The sequence below is a fragment of the Enterobacter cloacae complex sp. 394F7 genome, assembly GCF_057320385.1.
On sequence record NZ_JBXWCS010000006.1, the window covers coordinates 131,227 to 151,424 of the forward strand.

The 20,198-nt window shown below is 56.7% G+C and carries 19 protein-coding genes; 13 read left to right on the plus strand and 6 right to left on the minus strand.

Annotated features, from left to right (window positions below; translation table 11 throughout):
• Positions 1 to 18: 18 nt before the first annotated feature.
• Positions 19 to 1,485 carry an outer membrane channel protein TolC gene (gene tolC, locus AC2FAK_RS11085; protein WP_095454898.1) on the minus strand — a complete coding sequence of 489 codons (1,467 nt, stop codon included), beginning with the start codon at positions 1,483 to 1,485 and terminating at the stop codon, positions 19 to 21.
• 203 nt (positions 1,486 to 1,688) lie between these two features.
• Between tolC and nudF the strand changes: the two genes are divergently transcribed.
• From nudF to parE, 5 genes are read left to right on the plus strand one after another with little or no spacing between them, the layout of a single operon-like run.
• Complete coding sequence (gene nudF, locus AC2FAK_RS11090; RefSeq protein WP_013098743.1) at positions 1,689 to 2,321, plus strand: ADP-ribose diphosphatase; 633 nt, start codon at positions 1,689 to 1,691, stop codon at positions 2,319 to 2,321.
• Entirely contained in the window at positions 2,318 to 2,740 is a 423-nt protein-coding gene (locus AC2FAK_RS11095; protein WP_003862516.1) for a DUF1249 family protein, read from the plus strand. Before nudF ends, AC2FAK_RS11095 begins: the two co-directional genes overlap by 4 nt.
• 27 nt (positions 2,741 to 2,767) lie before the next feature.
• Positions 2,768 to 3,595 carry a 3',5'-cyclic-AMP phosphodiesterase gene (cpdA, locus tag AC2FAK_RS11100; RefSeq protein WP_020689480.1) on the plus strand — a complete coding sequence of 276 codons (828 nt, stop codon included), beginning with the start codon at positions 2,768 to 2,770 and terminating at the stop codon, positions 3,593 to 3,595.
• Entirely contained in the window at positions 3,595 to 4,176 is a 582-nt protein-coding gene (gene yqiA / locus AC2FAK_RS11105; RefSeq protein WP_014833291.1) for an esterase YqiA, read from the plus strand. The genes cpdA and yqiA overlap by 1 nt, the downstream gene beginning before the upstream one ends.
• 28 nt (positions 4,177 to 4,204) lie before the next feature.
• Positions 4,205 to 6,097 carry a DNA topoisomerase IV subunit B gene (gene parE / locus AC2FAK_RS11110; protein ID WP_013098740.1) on the plus strand — a complete coding sequence of 631 codons (1,893 nt, stop codon included), beginning with the start codon at positions 4,205 to 4,207 and terminating at the stop codon, positions 6,095 to 6,097.
• Positions 6,098 to 6,156: 59 nt separating this feature from the next.
• Here parE and AC2FAK_RS11115 read toward each other — a convergent pair whose 3' ends face one another.
• The gene (locus tag AC2FAK_RS11115; protein ID WP_095454899.1) at positions 6,157 to 8,298 is read right to left on the minus strand and encodes a TonB-dependent siderophore receptor; all 2,142 of its coding nucleotides are present in this window, start codon (positions 8,296 to 8,298) and stop codon (positions 6,157 to 6,159) included.
• Positions 8,299 to 8,679: 381 nt separating this feature from the next.
• Between AC2FAK_RS11115 and AC2FAK_RS11120 the strand changes: the two genes are divergently transcribed.
• From AC2FAK_RS11120 to AC2FAK_RS11140, 5 genes are read left to right on the plus strand one after another with little or no spacing between them, the layout of a single operon-like run.
• Positions 8,680 to 9,492 carry an ABC transporter ATP-binding protein gene (locus AC2FAK_RS11120; protein ID WP_095454900.1) on the plus strand — a complete coding sequence of 271 codons (813 nt, stop codon included), beginning with the start codon at positions 8,680 to 8,682 and terminating at the stop codon, positions 9,490 to 9,492.
• Positions 9,489 to 10,472: a FecCD family ABC transporter permease gene (locus AC2FAK_RS11125; protein WP_029883035.1), complete on the plus strand. Its 984-nt coding sequence runs from the start codon at positions 9,489 to 9,491 to the stop codon at positions 10,470 to 10,472. The genes AC2FAK_RS11120 and AC2FAK_RS11125 overlap by 4 nt, the downstream gene beginning before the upstream one ends.
• Entirely contained in the window at positions 10,469 to 11,509 is a 1,041-nt protein-coding gene (locus tag AC2FAK_RS11130; RefSeq protein ID WP_095454901.1) for a FecCD family ABC transporter permease, read from the plus strand. Before AC2FAK_RS11125 ends, AC2FAK_RS11130 begins: the two co-directional genes overlap by 4 nt.
• A 9-nt stretch (positions 11,510 to 11,518) precedes the next feature.
• Positions 11,519 to 12,469 (plus strand): iron-siderophore ABC transporter substrate-binding protein, encoded by a 951-nt coding sequence (locus AC2FAK_RS11135; RefSeq protein WP_095454902.1) that lies wholly within the window; start codon positions 11,519 to 11,521, stop codon positions 12,467 to 12,469.
• Positions 12,466 to 13,353, plus strand: a complete 888-nt coding sequence (locus AC2FAK_RS11140; protein ID WP_013098734.1) for a MurR/RpiR family transcriptional regulator — start codon at positions 12,466 to 12,468, stop codon at positions 13,351 to 13,353. The genes AC2FAK_RS11135 and AC2FAK_RS11140 overlap by 4 nt, the downstream gene beginning before the upstream one ends.
• Before the next feature lie 23 nt (positions 13,354 to 13,376).
• Here AC2FAK_RS11140 and AC2FAK_RS11145 read toward each other — a convergent pair whose 3' ends face one another.
• Positions 13,377 to 14,216: a helix-turn-helix transcriptional regulator gene (locus AC2FAK_RS11145; protein ID WP_058678713.1), complete on the minus strand. Its 840-nt coding sequence runs from the start codon at positions 14,214 to 14,216 to the stop codon at positions 13,377 to 13,379.
• 166 nt (positions 14,217 to 14,382) lie between these two features.
• On the opposite strand from AC2FAK_RS11145, the gene AC2FAK_RS11150 reads away from it, so the two are divergent.
• From AC2FAK_RS11150 to AC2FAK_RS11160, 3 genes are read left to right on the plus strand one after another with little or no spacing between them, the layout of a single operon-like run.
• On the plus strand, positions 14,383 to 16,185 hold the full coding sequence (locus tag AC2FAK_RS11150) for a DUF2264 domain-containing protein (RefSeq protein ID WP_095454903.1): 1,803 nt from the start codon (positions 14,383 to 14,385) through the stop codon (positions 16,183 to 16,185).
• 32 nt (positions 16,186 to 16,217) lie between these two features.
• Positions 16,218 to 17,483, plus strand: coding sequence for an oligosaccharide MFS transporter (locus AC2FAK_RS11155; protein ID WP_095454904.1), 1,266 nt, complete (start codon positions 16,218 to 16,220; stop codon positions 17,481 to 17,483).
• A gap of 17 nt (positions 17,484 to 17,500) precedes the next feature.
• Complete coding sequence (locus AC2FAK_RS11160; protein ID WP_095454905.1) at positions 17,501 to 18,688, plus strand: glycoside hydrolase family 88 protein; 1,188 nt, start codon at positions 17,501 to 17,503, stop codon at positions 18,686 to 18,688.
• Positions 18,689 to 18,718: 30 nt separating this feature from the next.
• Here the strand turns inward: AC2FAK_RS11160 and lysM are convergent, their stop codons facing one another.
• From lysM to AC2FAK_RS11175, 3 genes are all read right to left on the minus strand, one after another.
• Positions 18,719 to 19,159 (minus strand): peptidoglycan-binding protein LysM, encoded by a 441-nt coding sequence (lysM, locus tag AC2FAK_RS11165; protein ID WP_013098729.1) that lies wholly within the window; start codon positions 19,157 to 19,159, stop codon positions 18,719 to 18,721.
• Positions 19,160 to 19,244: 85 nt separating this feature from the next.
• On the minus strand, positions 19,245 to 19,559 hold the full coding sequence (locus AC2FAK_RS11170) for a putative quinol monooxygenase (protein WP_013098728.1): 315 nt from the start codon (positions 19,557 to 19,559) through the stop codon (positions 19,245 to 19,247).
• A gap of 30 nt (positions 19,560 to 19,589) precedes the next feature.
• Positions 19,590 to 20,171, minus strand: a complete 582-nt coding sequence (locus AC2FAK_RS11175) for an NAD(P)H-dependent oxidoreductase (protein ID WP_013098727.1) — start codon at positions 20,169 to 20,171, stop codon at positions 19,590 to 19,592.
• Between the last annotated feature and the right edge of the window lie 27 nt (positions 20,172 to 20,198).

Consider the following 20,198-nt stretch of genomic DNA (forward strand, 5'->3'; position numbering starts at 1 on the left):
GTGGGCCTGATGACACTCTTATTGACGGAACGGATTGCTGCCGGTGTTGGTACGCGCAGCGGCTGGCTGTGCAGCAGGCGCGCTGCTGTTAGCGTTGAAGTTATCAACCGCAGCAACCTGCTCCGGATTCTCCGGTGCCACGCTGTCCGGCGAGGTTGAGACCGGTTTACCCAGCGCATTGTTCAGCGCCAGCAGGTCCTGCTCGTTCAGCGTACCCAGCGCCTGCTTGATGTTCAGTTGGTTAATCAGGTACTGGTAACGCGCGCTGGAGAGCTGCTGTTTCGCGTTATACAGCGTGGTGGTCGCGTCCAGCACGTCAACAATGGTACGGGTACCGACGGAGTAACCGGCTTCCATTGCATCCAGGGAGCTTTGGGCAGACACAACGGCCTGTTTATACGCGTTGATGCTGCTGATAGAAGCGTTCACGTTGTTGAACGACGAACGCACGGTCTGCACCACGTTGCGGTGTGCGCTTTCCAGCTGCTCGCTTGCGCCAACAAAGTTGTACTGCGCCTGTTTCACCTGAGAATTCACCAAACCGCCCTGATACAGCGGCAGTGAGAAGCTCAGGCCGACTTTGTTCTGGCCCTGGTTGCTGTCGTCATACTGGGCGGTGTTGGTTTTAGAACCGCTGTAGCTGGTATCAGACACGCCGGTGGAGGCGCTCAGGCTCAGGGTTGGCAGGTGGCCATCCTGCGCCTGACGAATCTGCTCGCGGGCCAGGTCCTGGCTCAGACGCGCCTGCAGTAAGGTCAGGTTGCGGTTTTCTGCTTCTTTCAGCAGGGCATTCACCGCCTGCGGCTTATCGGTCTTGAAGTTATCTACGTTCAGGGAAGCCAGTTCAGGATAGTAATTACCGGTGACCTGACGCAGAGATTCCAGCGCGTTGTCGAGGTTGTTACGCGCGGTCACTTCGTTGGCCAGTACGCTGTCGTACTGTGAACGGGCGTTCTGCACGTCAGTGATGGCGACCAGGCCCACGTTGAAACGCTGGGTGGTTTGATCTAACTGACGGTAAATTGCCTGTTTCTGCGCTTCAGTATAGGAGAGCGAGTCAATCGCGCTCAGCACGTTGAAGTACGCAGTCGCCGTGTTCAGGATCAGCGTTTGCTGGTCGGTCTGATAGGTCACATCCTGGATACCCGCGCTCTTTTCCTGCAGGGTCAGGGCGCGCCATTTGGACATATCAAACAGCGTCTGTGTTAATTGCAGTGAGGCGCTGGTAGCATTGGAGTTAACGCCGTTAGCGTCGCGGAAACCGTTGCTGTAGGTATAATCTGCACCTAAACCTAACTGCGGCAGCAGTGGACTACGCGCTTCGTTAATCTTTTCAAACGCAGCATCACGATCGGCCGCTGATTTACGTAAATCAGGGTTGCCCAGACGTGCCTGCTGGTAGACCTGTAACAGGTTTTCCGCCTGGCTCATTGCACTGAAGCCCGTCAGGCTCAGGCCGATAAGGATGGGGAGCAATTTCTTCATTTGCATTCCTTGTTGTGAAGCAGTATTAGCGCTGATCTAATTAAAAATAATTGCCGATTCTAACAGAATCATCCACACCAAAAGGTTGGCGTAATGTGCCATGTGGCGTTAATTTGCACCAATCTACCATATAGCCTTGCAAACGGCAGCCAAACAGCCTTGAAATTCATAATTTCATCACCATTGCTACCAGGACTCGACTCATGCAAAAACCAGATAAGTTGCCCGTGACATTCGCCAAAAACGATGTAGAAATTATTGCACGAGAAACGCTTTATAGCGGTTTTTTTTCAATGGAACTTTACCGTTTCAGGCATCGCCTGTTTAACGGTGAGATGAGCGGCGAAATCAGGCGCGAAATTTTTGAGCGCGGGCATGCAGCAGTCTTGCTACCCTTTGACCCAGTGCGTGATGAAGTCGTACTGGTTGAGCAGATTCGCATTGCGGCGTATGACGTCAGTGAAAGCCCGTGGTTGCTGGAGATGGTCGCCGGCATGATCGAAGAGGGCGAGTCGGTTGAAGACGTTGCCCGCCGCGAGGCGCTGGAAGAGGCGGGGCTGATCGTTGGCCGCACAAAACCGGTGCTAAGCTATCTGGCCAGTCCGGGAGGCACCAGCGAGCGCTTGTCCATCATGGTGGGCGAAGTGGACGCCACGACCGCGGATGGGATCCACGGTCTGGCAGATGAAAACGAAGATATTCGGGTTCATGTGGTGAGTCGGGAGCAGGCTTACCAGTGGGTAGAAGAGGGGAAAATCGACAACGCAGCGTCTGTCATCGCCCTGCAATGGCTGCAACTGCATTATCAGACATTACGAAACGAGTGGAAAAAATGAAGCGTTATACACCTGACTTCCCAGAAATGATGCGCCTGTGCGAAACCAATTTCGCACAATTGCGCCGCCTGCTGCCGAGAAACGACGCACCCGGCGAAACGGTAAGCTATCAGGTGAGCAACGCGCAGTATCGATTAACGATAACAGAATCAACGCGCTACACTACGCTGGTGGAAATCGAACAAACGGCACCCAGCATTAGCTACTGGAGCCTGCCGTCAATGACGGTGCGGCTCTACCACGACGCGATGGTCGCTGAAGTGTGTTCAAGTCAGCAGATCTTTCGTTTTAAAGCGCGGTATGATTACCCGAATAAAAAGTTGCATCAACGCGACGAAAAGCATCAAATTAACCAGTTTTTAGCCGACTGGCTAAGATATTGTTTAGCACATGGAGCAATGGCGATTCCGGTTTGTTAGCGTCATAAACCTACCTAAGGACACCATTTGGAAAGCCTGTTGAACCTGACTGTTGCTGGTGGGGCACCAGTCAGGATATTACAAATCACCGATACTCACCTTTTTGCCGAAAAGCATGAAACGCTGCTGGGGGTGAACACCTGGGAGAGTTATCAGGCTGTACTTAGCGCTATTCACGCTGAAAATCGTGCCTGCGATCTGATCGTTGCAACGGGCGATCTGGCGCAGGATCAATCCTCCGCGGCCTACCAGCATTTTGCTGAAGGCATCGCGAGCTTTAGCGTGCCGTGCGTCTGGCTTCCTGGCAACCACGACTTTCAGCCTGCGATGTACAGCTCTCTTCAGGAGGCGGGGATCTCTCCGGCGAAGTGTGTGTTTGCCGGTGAGCAGTGGCAGATCCTGCTGCTCGACAGCCAGGTGTTTGGCGTCCCGCACGGTGAGTTAAGCGAGTTTCAGCTCGACTGGCTGGAGACCAAACTGGCCGCCGAACCGGCGCGACATACGCTGCTTTTGCTTCATCATCATCCGCTTCCGGCGGGCTGTAGCTGGCTCGATCAACACAGCCTGCGCAATTCTGCCGCCCTGGATAGCGTGCTGGTGAAATTCCCGCGCGTGAAGAATCTGCTGTGCGGACACATTCATCAGGAACAGGATCTCGACTGGAATGGCCGCCGTCTGCTGGCGACGCCGTCGACCTGCGTTCAGTTTAAGCCGCACTGCGCGAACTTTACCCTGGATACCATCGCGCCGGGCTGGCGCTGGCTGGAACTGCATGCGGATGGTTCACTGACCACGGAAGTCTGCCGTCTGGCAGGCGCGCAATTCCGCCCCGATACCGCTTCAGAAGGCTATTGATGTCTACGCTCCTCTACCTGCATGGGTTCAACAGCTCGCCGCGATCTGCCAAAGCGACACAGTTACGCCAGTGGCTGAGCGAGCATCATCCGCACGTTGAGATGATTATCCCGCAACTGCCGCCTTATCCGGCAGAGGCGGCGGAGATGCTGGAATCCATTGTTCTGGAACACGGCGGCGAATCTTTCGGCGTGGTGGGTTCCTCGCTGGGAGGGTATTACGCCACATGGCTCTCGCAATGCTTTATGCTGCCCGCCGTTGTGGTTAACCCGGCGGTTCGACCGTTTGAGCTGCTTCGGGACTTTCTTGGCGAAAACGAGAACCCCTACACCGGCCAACAATATGTGCTAGAGTCACGCCATATTTACGATCTCAAAGTTATGCAGGTCGACCCGCTTGAAGCACCGGACCTGATCTGGCTGCTGCAACAAACGGGTGATGAAGTGCTGGATTACCGCCAGGCAGTGGCGTATTACGCCTCCTGCCGCCAGACTATAGAAGAGGGCGGAAACCATGCTTTCACGGGCTTTGAAGATCATTTCACCCAGATTGTCGATTTTCTTGGACTGCACAGCCTCTGACAATCAATGCGAATTGCTAGTTTAAATCATGACGCAAACCTATAACGCTGATGCCATTGAGGTACTCACCGGGCTTGAGCCGGTTCGCCGCCGCCCGGGGATGTACACCGATACGACGCGCCCAAACCATCTGGGCCAGGAAGTTATTGATAACAGTGTCGACGAAGCGCTGGCAGGCCATGCCAAACGCGTCGACGTTATCCTGCATGCCGATCAGTCGCTGGAAGTTATCGACGACGGTCGCGGCATGCCGGTGGATATCCACCCGGAAGAGGGCGTACCGGCCGTTGAGCTGATCCTCTGCCGACTGCATGCGGGCGGTAAGTTCTCCAACAAGAACTACCAGTTCTCCGGTGGTTTGCACGGCGTGGGGATCTCCGTGGTTAACGCCCTGTCTAAGCGCGTGGAAGTGAACGTTCGTCGCGACGGCCAGGTGTATAACATCGCGTTTGAAAATGGCGAGAAAGTGCAGGATCTGCAGGTTGTCGGCACGTGCGGTAAACGCAACACCGGCACCAGCGTCCACTTCTGGCCTGACGAAAGCTTCTTCGACAGCCCACGTTTCTCTGTTTCTCGCCTGACGCACCTGCTGAAAGCCAAAGCGGTGCTGTGCCCTGGCGTGGAAATCACGTTTAAAGATAACGTCAACAATACCGAGCAGAGCTGGTGCTATGCCGACGGTCTGAACGACTACCTGTGCGAAGCGGTAAACGGCCTGCCGACGCTGCCGGAAAAACCGTTCGTCGGTAATTTCACCGGTGACACCGAAGCGGTGGACTGGGCGCTGCTGTGGCTGCCGGAAGGCGGTGAGCTGCTGACCGAAAGTTACGTCAACCTGATCCCAACCATGCTCGGCGGTACACACGTTAACGGGCTGCGTCAGGGTCTGCTGGATGCGATGCGTGAATTCTGCGAATACCGCAACATTCTGCCGCGCGGCGTGAAGCTGTCGGCGGAAGATATCTGGGATCGCTGCGCCTACGTGCTTTCCGTGAAGATGCAGGATCCGCAGTTTGCCGGGCAAACCAAAGAGCGTCTCTCCTCGCGTCAGTGCGCGGCCTTTGTTTCCGGCGTGGTCAAAGATGCCTTCACCCTGTGGCTGAACCAGAACGTTCAGGCCGCAGAGATGCTGGCGGAAATGGCGATCTCCAGCGCGCAGCGTCGTCTGCGTGCGGCGAAGAAAGTGGTGCGTAAAAAGCTCACCAGCGGCCCTGCGCTGCCGGGCAAGCTGGCGGACTGTACCGCGCAGGATCTTAACCGTACCGAGCTGTTCCTGGTGGAAGGGGACTCGGCAGGGGGATCGGCCAAGCAGGCGCGCGACCGTGAATACCAGGCGATCATGCCGCTTAAAGGTAAGATCCTGAATACCTGGGAAGTCTCGTCCGATGAAGTGCTGGCCTCGCAGGAAGTGCATGATATCTCTGTTGCGATCGGTATCGATCCGGACAGCGAAGATCTGAGCCAGCTGCGCTACGGCAAGATCTGTATCCTCGCGGATGCGGACTCCGATGGTCTGCACATCGCCACGCTGTTGTGCGCACTGTTCGTGAAGCACTTCCGCACGCTGGTGAAAAACGGCCACGTCTACGTCGCGCTGCCGCCGCTCTACCGTATCGATCTCGGCAAAGAGGTGTACTACGCGCTGACGGAAGAAGAGAAAGCGGGCGTGCTGGAGCAGCTCAAGCGCAAGAAGGGCAAACCAAACGTTCAGCGCTTTAAAGGGCTGGGCGAGATGAACCCAATGCAGCTGCGCGAAACCACGCTGGATCCTAACACCCGTCGTCTGGTTCAACTGACCATCAGCGATGAAGACGAACAGCAAACCAACGCCATGATGGATATGCTGCTGGCCAAAAAACGCTCGGAAGACCGACGCAACTGGCTGCAGGAGAAAGGCGATATGGCGGATATTGAGGCCTGATGCCTCAGCCATAGCAATTGTAGGCCCGGTAAGCGCTAGCGCCACCGGGCTTTTTTACATCAAAACGCCATCTTCACCGTAAACTGCACTTCGCGCGGGTCGCCAATCTGGTTGCCCAGGTTGTTGGTCGCAATGGACGAGGTGTAGTAGGTTTTATCAAACAGGTTCTTCACGTTCACCTGCAGCGTCACCGGATACTGCAGCTTCATTTTGTAGGCCATAAAGGCATCGGCAACAAAGTATCCCGGCAAATAATAATCCGCACCGTTGGTCGCTGAACGACGGCTCACGCCGTGTCCACCGCCGCCAAGCGTCAGGGTATTCCCGCCGATCGCGTTATGAATGTCGTAAGTCAGGAACAGGGAACCGGTATGACGCGGCACGTTCGGCAGGGGCTTACCCGCGTAGTCTGGATCTTCCAGCACTTTGGCGTCGGTGTAGCCGTAGCTGGCGATAATATTGGTATTCTCAGTCAGCGATCCGGCAAGATCCACCTCCACTCCCTGCGAGCGTACGCGGCCAGCGGTTTTGGCGATGGTTTCACCCCCCACGCTTTCGTTGTACAGCACGTTACGCTTGTGAATATCAAACAGCGCAATGTTGGCGGTAATGCCATCGAACAGGTCAAATTTAGCCCCCACTTCGTAAGCATTAGACGTTTCCGGCGGCAGGTCACCAATGTAGCTCGCAATGGACGATTGCGGCATAAACGTCTGAGAATAGTTAGCAAACAGCGAGACGGATGGCGTGAGCTTGTAGACCAGCCCCAGCTTCGGCGTCCACTGTTCGTCGCGGCTGTCGGTATTCACATTGAACGGGCGACCCTTGCCCGCATACTGGGTGTAATACTGGTAACGCAGCCCGGCAACGGCAATCCACTTATCGGTGAGATACAGGGCGTCCTGCGCGTAGGCGGAGTAGCTTTCCTGTTTGAGCGTCTGGTCGCTATCAGCGGTGGAGACGGTGGTGCATTTGCTGAGATTGCCGTAGGTCGGATGGTAGATGTTGAAATCTTTAACGTTCTTACAGCGCATCATGTCCGTACGCAGCAGATCGTAATTCTCATACGACACACCGGTCAGGATCTCATTGTAAAAGCCCGCGATATCCACGTTCCCCTGCAGATCCGCACGCGTACTGTGCATACGCTGAGTCGAGCCCTGGGTCGCATCCACGCGGCGGGTCAGGTTACCCGTTTTGGCGTCATAGGCCATCACGCGCGCCTGGTTATCACTGTATTTATCCTGGCTAAAGCTGTAGTCAAACTTCGCGGTCCACTGGCTGTTAAGACGGTATTCGGCGTTCAGCTGCGCCAGATCGGACTGCCCGTCGGTAACGTTAAACGGCTCGTCAAAGCGGGTTTTACGATCCACGTTTACCGGTTGTTTGGTGTTGAGATCGAAAATGGTTCCTCGATCGAACGGCGTTTTATAGTCGCGATGTGAATAGAGCACGGTCACGGTGGCATCATCACCAAACCAGGTCAACGACGGGGCGATAAAGGTGCTGCGCTCGTTGCCAAAATTACGCCAGTAATCTTCATCCTGATACTCACCCGTCAGGCGATACGCCAGCCGCGTGCCGTCAATCGGGCCGGTGACATCAATCTGCCCGGTGCCGCCGCCAAAGCTTGAGGAGGTAGCGGAAATTGAGCCGCCGAAGCGGGTTTCCGGGCGTTTGGTAACCACGTTGATCAGGCCGCCAGGATCGAGAATGCCATACAGCGTTGAGGCCGGCCCTTTCAGCACCTCCACGCGCTCGGTCGCGGCATTAAAGCTGCGCGGCAGCACGGTGCGCAGGCCGTTGGTCATTATTGACCCGTCGCGGTTCGCGCCAAATCCCCGGCGCACAAACGCATCCTGCGTACCGCCCAGGGTGTTGGTCTGCACCACGTTGCTGACGTTATAAAGGGCTTCATCAAGCGAAGTAGCGTGCTGATCTTCCAGCACTTTATCACTGACGGTATTCACCACCTGCGGAATATCCAGCATCGGCATGTTGGTTAGCGTGGCGGTGGAGGTGTTAAGCGGCTGATAGCCGTTTGTGGCCTCAGCCACGGCATGGGGATCGGCGGTGACGGTCAGCGTTTCGCCGTCGTTAGCCGTTGCGGTGTCGGCTGCCTGCACCAGCGGTGCCATAAACAGCAGTGAAAAGAGCGCGCGCCCTTTTACCCCAGAGAGAGAAGGTGTGAACGTAGCCATTACATCTGTTTTCCCAAAAGATCCCGCGCATGAAGGGCGCGGAAGAATGTATGAGTCATTGCCCTTAATTGTCTGCTCGTTAGCCGTGTGGCATCGAACATGTAATTGAGAATCATTCAATCATGCAGCAATGTAGTAGTAAATGGAAAAAAGCAAAAATCGGCTACAGCCTGAAACCTCCCGTCCTGATATAAGTGAATTGCATATAATTAATTGAAAATACTTAATTAAAAAATAAAAGCGTCGCTGTAGTACCTGTTATTTAACCCTGGCTTTATCAGGGTGTTTATCCCCTTGACTACTACATGGCGCAGCGGCAAACTTTCAAAAGAGAATGAGTTTTATTTTTATTTGTTCGATTTTTATTAAGTTGGCATTCACGTGGCGCACAACACCCATAAACCGGGGCTGGTTCTGGAGAACCTCTCCGCGGGCTATCAGAAAAAAATCATCGTCGATGATATCTCCCTTGCGATCCCCCGGCAGAAAATGACCGTGCTGGTAGGGGCGAACGGCTGTGGTAAATCCACGCTGCTGAGCACTATCGCGCGTCTGCTGCAACCGCTTGGCGGGGCCGTACTGCTTGATGGCAAAGCCATTCACGAGCAACCAACCAGAGCGGTAGCCCGCCAGCTGGGGATCCTGCCGCAATCTCCGCTGCTGCCGGAAGGGCTGACCGTGTTTGAGCTGGTATCACGCGGCCGTTTTCCCTGGCAAAATTTTATGCGCCAGTGGAGCGATGAAGACGAGCAGGCCGTTGAAGAGGCTCTGCACCTGACCGGTACGGCAGAGTTTGCACATCAGCCCGTCGAAAGCCTCTCCGGCGGCCAGCGCCAGCGCTGCTGGATCGCAATGGCCCTGGCGCAGCAAACGCCCTATATCCTGCTGGATGAACCGACAACCTTTCTCGATCTCCGCTATCAGGTGGAGATCCTCGAGTTGCTGCATACTCTGACCCGCCAGCATGGCCGTACGGTGGTGGTGGTGCTCCACGATCTCAACTTCGCCGTCAACTATGGCGATTCCCTGGTCTTTTTACGCCAGGGCAAAGTCGAGGGAGTATTGCATGAAGGCGACGTCTGCACGCCGGAACTCATCAAAGCGGTGTTTGATGTCGATGTCCATATGTCGGTTAATCCGCTGACCGGTAAGCCGTTCTTTATGCCATTCCGCCAGGCGGCGGAAAAATCATGATGCGAACGTCACTGGCTTTCCTGCTGTTTGCCTTGCTGTTGGTGATGGGCGCGATTGCCCATCTGGGTATCGGTGCGCGTGTCATTGCTCCCCAGACGGTGGTGCAGGCCTTGCTTCATTTCGACCCGCGCAATTTCGATCACAACGTGATTGTCAGATTACGCCTGATACGGCTGGCTGCCGCCATGGTCACCGGGGCGGCGCTTGGCGTGGCGGGCGTGTTGTTACAGTCGGTGATCCGTAACCCGCTGGGCGAGCCGCATATTCTGGGGCTTAACGCGGGGGCGGCGCTGGCAGTGGTGCTGACCAGCGCGCTCGGGTTTACCTTGCCGTTTGGCCGCCCGCTGATTGCCGCTGTCGGTGCCGCCGCGCTGTTTATGCTGGTGCTGACGTTCTCCTCTTCAGGGCGAACCGGCCTCACGCCGATGAAAATTACCTTATGCGGCGTGGCGATGTCGGCGTTTGCGTCGTCGATTACCGCCACGGTGCTGATTCTGGATGAACAGACGCTGCTTGCCATGCGCACATGGCTGGCGGGAGATCTTGCCGGGCTTAACGCGGAGATCGTTCGCAGCGCATCCTGGGTTGCCGCTGTGGGGTTCGCTCTGGCGCTCTGGCTGTCGCCATCGCTCAATATGCTGGCCCTGGGCGACCGGATGGCGCAGGGGCTGGGCGTGTCGCTGCTCAAAACTCGCCTTTTGGCTCTGCTGGCGATTGCGCTGCTTTGCGGCGCAGCCGTCTCCATTGCCGGACCAATTGGTTTTATTGGCCTGGTCGTGCCACAGCTTATCCGCCGTCTGGTGTCGGTGGACTTACGCGTGATGGTGCCGCTTTCTGCCCTGTGCGGGGCACTGGTGTTACTGCTGGCGGATATCGCGGCCCGTACGCTGTTTACGCCGTATGAGCTGGCGACCGGGATCATGACCGCGCTGGTGGGTGCTCCTCTCTTTATCCTGATGGCATCAAGGATGTTCAAATGAGCCGGGCCGGACTGCGTGCATGGCGTGTCGGGTCGTTTTCCGGGCTGGTACGCCCGGCGGCAGTGGCGCGCGTTACGCTTATCGCTCTAATGGGCATTCTCCTGCTGGGGTTTGGCCTGACGCACGGTTCGCTTCCCATTCCCACTTCCGCCATCGGGCGCGCGCTGTTCTCCGGAGAACCCCTGGAGGCCGATGCGCGCTATATCGTGATGGATATTCGCCTGCCACGGCTGCTGATGGCCATTTTAAGCGGCGCGATGCTGGGCATGGCGGGGGCGGCGATGCAGTCCATCACCCGCAACGGCCTGGCCGATCCGGGGCTTATCGGCGTGAAAGAGGGCTGCAGCGCGGCGGTACTGCTGCTGATTTTTCAGTTCCCTGCGCTCGGGCTGGCCTGGCGTCCGCTGGTCGGGATGGCCGGTGGTCTCATTACCGCGCTGCTGGTGGTGGCGCTGGCCCGCGATATCTCGCGTCCGCGTTTTATTCTGATTGGGATTGGCGTGTCATGGGCTTTCTCTGCGGCAATGGGGATCTTTATGACCACCGCCGACGTGCGCGATGTGCAGACGGCGATGCTGTGGCTGGCGGGGAGCCTGCACGCGGCAAACTGGACGCTGGTCGGTATCGCCGCAGCCTGGGCTGCCCCTGCGTTTGCGCTGCTGCTCTTTACTGCCCGCGCGGCTGACGTGGCATTGCTGGGTAACCATACCGCGACGGGGCTTGGGGTTCGCACCTCAAGATTAGCGCTGCTGCGCGTTCTCGCGCCGGTGGTGTTAACGGCGGCCTGTGTCTCCTGCGTGGGGAGTATTGGTTTTGTGGGGCTGATTGCGCCGCATATGGCGCGTCTGGTGATGCGCGGTGGGCAAACCGCGTTGTTGATGGGCAGTGCCGTGCTGGGTGCGCTGCTGGTGCTGCTGGCGGATACCGTCGGGCGGCTGGCATTCCTGCCGTTGCAGTTACCGGCGGGGATTGTGATTTCACTGACTGGCGGACCGTTTTTCCTGCTGCTGCTCTGGCAGCGTCGGGACAGATTTTAGAGGACTATGATGCGCGTACTTGTTTCGATGCTGTTGCTGATAGGGGTTGCGATGGGTGCGGCGGAGCCGACGCAGACGTTCACTGACGATCTGGGGCGTAAGGTGGAGGTGCCGCTTAACCCGAAGCGGATCGTCTCGCTGCACGACCTGGATATCACCATTCCACTGATTGAGCTTGGCGTACCGCCCGTCGCCAGCCATGGCCGCACGCGCCCGGACGGCAGCCATTTTCTGCGCGCCAGCGGCATGCTGACGGGGGTGGATTTCGATAATTCCGACATCAAATTCATCGGCACGGCGGATATCGACATTGAAGCCATTGCTGCCGCCAAACCCGATCTGATCATCACTGAGCCGACCCGCAACACGCCGGTGGAACAGCTGGAGAAGATTGCCCCGACGGTGAGTATCGACCATCTCGACGGCGGTGCACCGGAGATCTACCGCAAGCTGGCGCAGCTCACCGGTACGCAGGCGCGGCTGAAAATCCTGGAGCGCCGCTATCAGGAGCAAATCAAGGCGCTGAAGGCGACCATCAATACGCGCAAAATCACCGTGTCGGTGATTCAGGCTAACCAGGGAAAAATCAATGCCATGCACAGCTACCACTCTTTAGGCCGCGTGCTGCGTGACGCCGGATTTACCTTCCCGCCGCTGATTGAGAGTATTCCTGAAGGGGGACGGATTGACGTCAGCGCCGAACGTCTGCCGGAGCTGGACGCCGATTTTGTCTTTGCCACCTGGCGTGGCGACACCGGGGGTAAACCGCAGGACGAGCTGGCGGCGATGGAGGCGGTGATGCCGGGCTGGTGCCAGTTCCTGAACGCCTGTCGGACCGGCCACTACGTGCTGATTTCACGCGAAGAGGCCATTTCGAACTCCTTCGCCTCTTTAGGGCTGATGGCCGCGCAGGTACAGTCGCAGATTGCCGGGCGGCCATTGCCGGAGGTATCACCGTGATCCGTAAAGAGAAAGGGCGCGTGGATGTTTACGGGGAGCGCTTTCGCGCACGTGCGCATCATCTTACGCCGCGTCTGCTGCAGGTGGCGCGCTACATCAACGAGAACCGGGAAGCGGTGATGGAGCAGACGGCAATGGAGATCGCCACGCTGCTAAAAACCTCGGACGCCACCGTGGTCCGCGCGATCCAGGCGCTGGGTTTTGCCGGGCTGCGCGATCTGAAGCAGACGCTGGAGCAGTGGTTTGGTCCGGTGGTGACGTCCAGCGAAAAGATCTCCTCGACGGTTAACACGCTCACCAGCGACGTTAACGCGAGCATCGATTTTGTGCTGGAAGGGCATCAGCACACCTGTGAGGTCTTGTCGCAACCGCACAACCGCTATGCGATGGCGCAGGCGGTGTCGCTGCTGGCACAGGCCAGGCAGGTGGCGATCTTCGGCATTGGTGCCTCCGGTATTCTGGCCGAGTACACCGCCAGATTATTCAGCCGGATGGGGCTCCCTGCCATGCCGCTCAATCGCACCGGGATAGGCCTTGCCGAACAGTTGATTGCGCTCCAGCGCGGCGATGTGCTGGTGATGATGGCGCAAAAATCTGCACACCGGGAAGGACAAACCACGTTGCGGGAAGCCAAACGTCTGGGGATCCCGACGATTTTGCTGACCAACGCTCTGGACTCACGTTTCAGCAAAGAGGCCAGCGTGGTGATCCATGTGCCGCGCGGCGGAGAAAAGGGCAAAATCCCGCTGCACGGTACGGTGCTGCTGTGCCTGGAGATGATTATTTTGTCCGTCGCCTCCACCGAGCCGCAGCGCACCATCAAATCCATGAAGCGCATCAACGAGTTTCATCGTGGGTTAAAGCCGGGGAAGAAGAGCGGTTAAAGCATGCCGGGCGCTCACGCCGTTCATCGGTCAGCATGGTTCTTTCGGTACTGCAACGGCGTCTCGCCAATTCCCTTCTTAAACGCGCTGATAAACCACGTCACATCGGAAAATCCCACCTGGGTGGCAATCTCGCGTACGCTCGCCTCGCTGTGCAGCAGGCGCTCGCAGGCCTTGCGCAGCCTTAGCGTATTCAGATAGTTGTGGATCTTCTCGCCCGTTTCCGCATGGAATTTTCGCGATACGTAGCTGCGGGATTTCCCCAGCGTTTCTGCCAGTGCGTCCAGGCGAAATTTCTCCTGGTAATGTTCGTCCAGCCAGAACATCACCTGGCTGGCGAGCCCAAGGCTACTGCCCGGCGCACGGGCATTATCGTCCGGGAGCATGGCGAATAAACCAATCAACAGCGCGGCTATTCCCTCGCGGGTTAAAGGCGACGGGTAACAGCCGAGCAGATGATCGACATGGTGATGACAGTGCGCCAGATCGGCGACCCACGCTCCGGCGCCGCGGGCAGAAAGTTTCTGCAGCCGCTGCTGCGTGTGGGGAAAATCGCGCAGGGCTGTAAGCACCGCGTGAGGGTCGAGATGAATAATGGTACGTCGGTAAATCGCTTCTGCCTGCTCATCCACCCTCACTTTATGCAGGGTAAACGGCGGAAAGAAAAACAGCCGCCCGGGGCGCATGGTGTAGTGACGGTTATCGACAATGGCGACGCCAAATCCTTCTTCCACATACAGAATCTCCAGACACTGATGCCAGTGATGGTAACGCACGGTATTGGCAAACAGACGGCTGAATGACACGACGGTGTCATTTAAGGTGATCAGTTCCAGCCGGTCGGAGGTGGGCGTGTCGCGCATAGTGCAATAAAACTCAATTTTCTGCCGTTATCTTCTCGTTATAAACCACCTTTTTAAATTTTCTCAACTAGAGGTTTATTTGGCCTTCACGGCTGTGACGTGGCTAACATTTATCCCCCTTGCGGATTCACTATCCTTCGTCGCAGTTGATGACGAGGGCGAGCGTATGTCTAAAAAATCAAATCCATTGTCTTCGCGCCAGGAGGTGGTGGCGTCGTTACATGACCTGCTGGGCGCGCTGGATAAGTCCTTTCCGCAGGATTGTTCACGGTTCTCGCTGGGAGAAACCTGTGCGCACTACCCCACGGAGATTGCGCAGATGGAAGGGCTATCCCGCGCGCTGTGGGGGTTGTTTCCGCTGATGGCGGGCGGCGGGGACGAGCCGTTTAGTGAGAAGTACCTGACCGCCATTAAGCTCGGCACCGATCCGCAGAGCCCGGGCTATTGGGGGGAAACCGGCCCGTACGACCAGCGTCTGGTGGAGATGGCGGCTTACGGCCTGGGGCTGGCGCTGCTGGGGGATAAGCTCACCCGCCGCTTCAGCGAACGTGAGGTAATGAACCTGCACGCGTGGCTCAACCAGATCACCGATGCGCAGATGCCGGACAGCAACTGGAACTACTTCGCGATTATGGTGCAGCTTGGTTTCAAATGTGCCGGGCTGCCGTATGATCCGCGCGCCATCGACCGTCGGTTTGCGATGATGGAGGCGTATTATCTGGGTGACGGCTGGTATTCTGACGGTCCGGGCCGCCCGAAGGATTACTACATCTCAATGGCGTTCCACTTCTACGGCCTGATTTATGCCACCCTCAGCGGTGATGAAAAAAGGGCGGAGGTGTTACGCGAGCGTGCCCGTCAGTTTGCCGAAGATTTTATTTACTGGTCTGCCGCCGACGGCGCGTCGGTACCGTTTGGCCGGAGCCTCACCTATCGCTTCGCGATGGTCGCTTTCTGGAGCGCCGTGGCCTTTTCCGGGCTGAATGTCTTCTCGCCGGGCATCGTGAAGGGCATTGTGCTGCGCCATCTTCGCTGGTGGCAGCGGCAGCCGATGACCGATCGCGACGGTATTTTGACCCTCGGTTTTACTTATCCCAACCTGGTGATGTGCGAGGATTATAACGCCCCCGGCTCGCCGTACTGGGCGCTGAAAACGTACCTGATTCTGGCCTTGCCGGAGTCACACCCGTTCTGGCAGGCAGAAGAGCAGCCGCTCCCCTCGCTGGCGGAAAAACGCGTGATCCACCCAGCGCAGCACATCCTGATGCATGCGGATAACTCACAGCACGTCACGATGCTCACTGCCGGTCAGCTTGAGCTGAATAACTACGTCAACACCGAAGCCAAATACACCAAATTTGCGTACTCAAGCCGCTTTGGCTTCACCCTCGAACGGGGGCGCTTTGGCCTGAAACAGGCCGCCTGCGACTCGATGTTACTGCTGGCGGAGGGGGATAACTACTTCCGCGGGCGTCGTGAATGCGCGGAGGTGCGGGTGGATGAGAACTACCTCTATTCACGCTGGTCACCCTGGCATGATGTCCATGTCGAAACCTGGCAAATTCCCTTTGGCGAGTGGCACGTGCGTCTGCACCGCATTAACAGCGCTCGCACCCTTCAGGCAGTGGAGGGCGGTTTTGCGGTGATGAAAACCGAACACCACATTCATGAGCGTGGCTGTTACCTGACGGCCAGCAACGGCAGCAGCGTGATTGTCGATCTCTCCCCGGTCATTGCCCGGGAGCCAGACAGCATCGTCACGCCGCCGAACAGCAGCATTATGTTCCCGGAATGCGCATCCATTCCGTTGTTAAAAACCGATCTCCCTCAGGGAGAGAGCTGGCTCTGTTGCGCCGTCGTGGCCAGCGAGAAACCCCCCGCGGCATTGGCACCTGAACTGAAGATGACCCCTGACCAGGTCGCGATCCGCGAACCCGGAGGCGAACGTAAGCTGTCGTTCACATTATAAAAAATCTGACCCTACACGTCGGCGAGGATGATATGAAAAGTGCATCTACAACGAACAGAACCGAATATTATAAAATAAGCAGCTTTATATTTCTCTATTTCTTTACCTGGTCCGCCAGTATTGGGCTATTAGCCATCTGGCTCGGCCAAAAGGCGAATCTTAGCGGCTCGGTAATTGGCACTGTCTTTGCGGTCAACGGTGTCTTCTCAGTCATTCTTAAACCGATCTACGGCTATATTCTCGATAAGATCGGCATGAGTAAATACCTGCTCTATTTTGTGGTTGCCATGTCCGCGCTGATGGCACCGTTCTTTATTTATGTTTATCAGCCGCTGCTGATGTCCAATACCCTGGTGGGGATTATCATTGGCGCGCTCTATTTAAGCTTTGCCTGGTACGCGGGCGTGGCGGCGTGTGAATCCTATTCTGACCGCTTTAGCCGTTTAAACGGTATGGAGTTCGGGCAAATTCGCATGTGGGGATCGCTTGGCTGGGCCGTGGCGTCCTCGTTCTCCGGTCTGCTGTTTAATCTCTCTCCGGCGTATAACTTTATTCTGGGCAGCGTCGCATCCATCATCATGCTGATCGTCCTTGTGAGCCTGAAAGTGAACACTAACTCCGCTCACGCCAGCGAGGTGCTGACCAAAGAAAAAATCGCCCCTGCGGATGTCTATGCCCTGCTGCGTAACCGCAAGTTCTGGGCGTTCTGCCTGTATGTGGCGGGCGTGGCGTGGATGATGTTTATTGCCGAGCAGCAGTTCTCACGCTATTTCGTCACGTTCTTTGACGATATTCACCATGGTAACGCGGTGTTCGGTTATCTGGGAACCGTACAGTCGGGTATGGAATTTGTGATGTATATGGTGATCCCGCTGTTGGTGAATAGTATTGGTGCCAAGCGTGGGCTGTTAATTGTCGGGCTGGTGGTCGGTGCGCGACTGATTATTTCCGGCCTGTGCGATTCCCATCTGTTAATTTCCGTACTGAAACCGCTGTATGGCCTGGAAATATGTCTGCTGCTGGTCTCGGTCTTTAAATATATTGCTGAGCATTTCGATAAACGCGTTAACGCCACCATGTATCTGCTGGGCTATCAGGCCATGCTCTACGTGGGCAACGTGGTGGTCTCTTCGCCTGCCGGCTATCTGTATGACCGCATCGGCTTTGAGCACACCTATATCATTATGGGAGCCACGGCGCTGACCTTTACGTTTATCTCTGCCTTTACGCTATCCGCCTGCCAGAGCAAATGGCGCGGTACCCGCTCGCTGAACGCAGCAGAACCCTCATCCCGGTAATTTAAAGGACCCGAAACATGTTAAGTCGTATCAAAGAGGAACACCTGCAGGCTATTCCTGTCCCCGTTGAATCGCGGACATTACGTGATGAACTCAGCTCTGCCCGCAGCCACGTGCTTGAGCTGATTAGCCGTCATTTGGTGGCGTTCGGTGACCGATTCCCGGCAGAAACCTGCCAGGACGGGGTTTATCCGCTGACGGAGAACGTGGAGTGGACCACCAGCTTCTGGACCGGGCAGCTATGGCTGGCGTGGGAGATGAGCGGTGAGACAACGTTCCGCGAGATGGCTGAAAAACACGTGCGCTCGTTTGGCCTGCGCATCGCCGGGCGTAATGATACCAACACTCATGATTTGGGGTTCCTGTATACGCTCTCCTGCGTGGCGGCCTGGCGACTGACCGGCAACCGCGAGGCGCGCGGGTTCGCCCTGCTGGCGGCTGAAGCCCTGCTGGAGCGCTTTCACCCGAAGGCGAAGATTATTCAGGCCTGGGGCGATCTGTCAGACCCGGAGCAGGCCGGGCGGATGATTATCGACTGCAACATGAATCTGCCGCTGCTCTACTGGGCGACGGAACAAACCGGCGACGCGCGCTTTGCTGACGCCGCAAAAGCCCACGTGATGCAAGCCGCTACGTACCTGATTCGTGAAGATGCCTCGACGTTCCACACCTACTACATGGATGTGGTTACCGGCGCGCCTCGCTACGGCAACACGCAGCAAGGATACGCGGACGACTCCTGCTGGTCCCGCGGGCAGGCGTGGGGGATCTACGGTTTTATGCTGAGCTATCTCTATACCGGCGATAAGACGATGATTGCGCTGTCAAAACGCCTGGCAAATTACTTTCTTAATCGTCTGCCGGAGGATTATGTCTGCCACTGGGATCTGGCGCTGCTGGGGACAGATGCGCTGCGGGATTCCTCCTCGGCGGCCATTGCCGTCTGCGGGCTGCTGGAGCTGGTAAAACAGTTGCCGGTCACGGATCCGGATCGTGAACGTTATCTGGACTGGGCTAAAGGGATTATGTCGTCACTGACAAAGCACTATCTGATGGGCAAAGACGAGAAGGGGAACGGGCTGCTTAAGCACGCTGTCTATCACCTGGCGAGCAACAAAGGCGTGGATGAGTGTGCGAGCTGGGGCGATTACTTCTACGTTGAGGCGCTGGTGCGGTTCACCCAGAGCTGGAAGCCGTACTGGTAAAAGGTCGGGGGCGCGCCCCCGACGTGTGGGTTACGCCTTAGGAATACGCAGCGTCTGGCCGGGATAAATCTTGTCCGGGCTGGAGAGCATCGGGCGGTTCGCTTCAAAAATCTTGTTGTACTGGTTGGCATCCCCGTAAACGGTTTTGGAGATGGCGCTGAGGGTGTCGCCTGATTTCACCGTATAGTAGGTGGCTTCATCTTTGGCATCAGTGGCGGTGATGTTGTTTTCCACCTCGCTGACGCCCGCAATATTGCCGACGGCGACCTGGATTTTTTCTTTCTGCTCTTGGGTCAGCCCGTCGCCCGTTACGCTGGCTTTACCGTCGGTAACGTTGACCTGCACTTTATCCGCGCCGGGAATGTTGAGTTTCTTGAGATGCTCGGTGATTTTGTCGCTCTGGCCTTTATGATCGGTCAGGTTGTCCCACAGCTTTTCGCCTGCTTCTTTTACGAAGTTAAAAAGTCCCATTCCTTCCTCCTGTTAATCATGAAGTCAGAATAAGCATAGCAGGTCAGAGAGATTTCCCTCTCCGAAAGGAGAGGGAAGGCAGGTTTTACACCCCTTGCTCCAGAATACGGATGTGGGTTTCCAGCACGTCACCTTTTACCGCATCGCTCCACGCTTTCATGTGTGCGGTCTGCAGGTGCGCTTCGAGATGCGCCACGGTTTCCCACTGCTCAACCATGATGATGGAGTCCGGCGCGGTGGCCTGGAAGCTGGCGTTGGTTGCGGCGTCAACCATCGGCGCATAGCCGTGGCAGCCTTCTTCTTGCAGTACGGTTGGGATAATTTTCGCGAACTGATCCAGCACCGCCTGGCGGTGATGTTGGCCAGGACGGGTACGGATTTCAGCAATAACGGTAAGCATAATTAACTCCTTCTAATTCCAGGTTACCAGTTAAGCAAAAATTTCAGCCAGATGCTTGCGATATTCTGCGATATAGCGCGGGACGTCAGGCATTTTAATCACGTCGTTGACGATAAAGGTCGGCAGCGGGTCCATGCCGAGGAACTGGTTAGCCTTGTGGAACGGCAGGTATGCGCCGTCTACCCCTACGCCTTCAAAGAACTGATCTTTATCGGTGAACGCGTCCAGCGGGGCGTTCCAGGTCAGGGAGAGCATATATTTCTTACCCTGAATCAGGCCGCCTGAACCATATTTTTTAGACGCGTCGGAACGGGTACGGCCGTCGCTGGCATACAGTGAACCGTGGCCCTCAGTGAACACGTCATCCATGTATTTTTTCACGGTCCACGGTGCGCCCATCCACCAGCCCGGCATCTGCCAGATAACCACGTCAGCCCACAGGAAGTTCTGCACTTCGGCTTTCACGTCGTAATGGCTGTCTGCGCGCACAACCTTAACATCATGCCCGGCGTCGCGCAGGAAGCCGTCCGCGACCTCGGTCAGGGTGTCATTCAACTGGCCTTTAGAGTGGGCGAATTCTTTCGCACCGTTGATAATCAGAATGTTGCTCATTATTTGTCCTCGTCGATGAGAGTATGG